Here is a 2,500-nt window from a genome sequence, read left to right as displayed (position 1 = left end):
TTGAAAACCTGGGGGATGAGTTGTGGGTAGGGGTGAAAGGCCAATCAAACTCCGTGATAGCTGGTTCTCCCCGAAATGCATTTAGGTGCAGCGTTGCGTGGTTGCTTGGGTGGGGTAGAGCACTGGTTGGTTGATGGGCCTTCGCGGGTTACTGAGATCAGCCAAACTCCGAATACGCCTGAGTTTGAGCGTGGCAGTGAGACGGCGGGGGAGAAGCTTCGTCGTCGAGAGGGAAACAGCCCAGAGCATCGGCTAAGGCCCCTAAGTGTGCGCTTAGTGGGAAAGGATGTGGGATCGCCGAGACAACCAGGAGGTTGGCTTAGAAGCAGCCATCCTTGAAAGAGTGCGTAATAGCTCACTGGTCAAGTGGTCCTGCGCCGACAATGTAGCGGGGCTGAAGCGCACCGCCGAAGCCATGCCAGCGACACTGTTTGGTGTTGTTGGGTAGGGGAGCGTCCTGCATGCGGTGAAGCGCCGGAGTGATCCTGGTGTGGAGTGTGTGGGAGTGAGAATGCAGGCATGAGTAGCGAGTGAAGAGTGAGAATCTCTTCCGCCGGATGACCAAGGGTTCCTGGGGAAGGTTCGTCCGCCCAGGGTGAGTCGGGGCCTAAGGCGAGGCCGACAGGCGTAGTCGATGGATAACGGGTTGATATTCCCGTACCCGTGTGGACGCGTCCATAGCGAAACGGTTGATACTAATTACCCGCTGCTGTTTAACGCCTTCGGGTGTGGATGGTGGGTGCGTAAGACCTGATTCCGCGGTAGTTAAGTGATGGGGTGACGCAGGAGGGTAGCTCTGCCAGTGAGTGGTTGTACTGGTGTAAGCCTGTAGCCCGGTGTGTAGGTAAATCCGCACGCCATTAAGGGTGAGGGGTGATGCGTAGCCGTTGTGGTGATGTGAGTGATCCCATGCTGTCGAGAAAAGCCTCTAGCGAGTGTCTTCACGGCCCGTACCCGAAACCGACACAGGTGGTCAGGTAGAGAATACCGAGGCGGTCGGGTGAACTGTGGTTAAGGAATTCGGCAAATTGCCCCCGTAACTTTGGGAGAAGGGGGGCCATTGCTGGTGAACACCCTTGCGGTGGGAGCTGGTGGTGGTCGCAGAGGCCAGGGAGAAGCGACTGTTTACTAAAAACACAGGTCCATGCGAAGCCGTAAGGCGATGTATATGGACTGACGCCTGCCCGGTGCTGGAACGTTAAGAGGACCCGTGAACCTGTAAGGGTGTAGCGGAGAATTTAAGCGCCAGTAAACGGCGGTGGTAACTATAACCATCCTAAGGTAGCGAAATTCCTTGTCGGGTAAGTTCCGACCTGCACGAATGGCGTAACGACTTCTCCGCTGTCTCGACCACAGGCCCGGTGAAATTGCAGTACGAGTAAAGATGCTCGTTTCGCGCGGCAGGACGGAAAGACCCCGGGACCTTTACTATAGCTTGGTATTGGTGTTTGGTTCGGCTTGTGTAGGATAGGTGGGAGACTGTGAAGCATTCACGCTAGTGGGTGTGGAGTCGTTGGTGAAATACCACTCTGGTCGTTCCGGGCATCTAACTCGGGTCCGTGATCCGGATCGGGGACAGTGCCTGGTGGGTAGTTTAACTGGGGCGGTTGCCTCCTAAAGGGTAACGGAGGCGCCCAAAGGTTCCCTCAGCCTGGTTGGCAATCAGGTGTTGAGTGTAAGTGTATAAGGGAGCTTGACTGTGAGACTGACGGGTCGAGCAGGTGCGAAAGCAGGGACTAGTGATCCGGCACTGGCTGGTGGAAGCGGTGTCGCTCAACGGATAAAAGGTACCCCGGGGATAACAGGCTGATCTTGCCCAAGAGTCCATATCGACGGCATGGTTTGGCACCTCGATGTCGGCTCGTCGCATCCTGGGGCTGGAGTTGGTCCCAAGGGTTGGGCTGTTCGCCCATTAAAGCGGCACGCGAGCTGGGTTTAGAACGTCGTGAGACAGTTCGGTCCCTATCCGCCGCGCGCGTAGGAGACTTGCGGAAGGCTGTCCCTAGTACGAGAGGACCGGGACGGACGAACCTCTGGTGTGCCAGTCGTTCTGCCAAGGGCGTGGCTGGTTGGCTATGTTCGGGAGGGATAACCGCTGAAAGCATCTAAGCGGGAAGCCTGTTCCTAGATGAGGTCTCCCACCCCGTTTGTGGGTTAAGGCCCCCAAGAGATGATTGGGTTGACAGGCCAGATATGGAAGCACTGTAAGGTGTGGAGTTGACTGGTGCTGATAGGCCGAGGACTTGCTCACAAAGATTGCTACGCACCCACTATACGGTATCTGAGACAACAACTGGGCCACGGTTGTTGATAATTGAAGATGATCGTTTGTCGATTGTCGACGCTCGAGATTTCCTGCCCTTGTGGGTGGGGTTTGGGGTTGTCGGTGGCGATGGCGGGGAGGGTCCGCCCGGTCCCATTCCGAACCCGGTAGCTAAGCTCCCCAGCGCTGATGGTACTGCACTCGATAGGGTGTGGGAGAGTAAGACACCGCCGACAC

General features: G+C 56.7%; 2 rRNA genes (1 of these 2 cut by a window edge). Both read left to right on the top strand.

Annotated elements, in window-relative coordinates:
* Positions 1–2,251, top strand: a 23S ribosomal RNA gene (locus E1288_RS45910); it begins 825 nt to the left of the window's first position.
* 131 nt (positions 2,252–2,382) lie between these two features.
* Positions 2,383–2,499 (top strand): 5S ribosomal RNA (rrf, locus tag E1288_RS45905).
* Position 2,500: the final 1 nt, after the last annotated feature.

This window comes from Saccharopolyspora elongata (genome assembly GCF_004348985.1).
In the GTDB taxonomy this organism is placed as follows: Bacteria; Actinomycetota; Actinomycetes; order Mycobacteriales; family Pseudonocardiaceae; genus Saccharopolyspora; species Saccharopolyspora elongata.
Note: the sequence above shows the minus strand (reverse complement) of the source record. Positions and strands in the feature narration are given on the sequence as shown.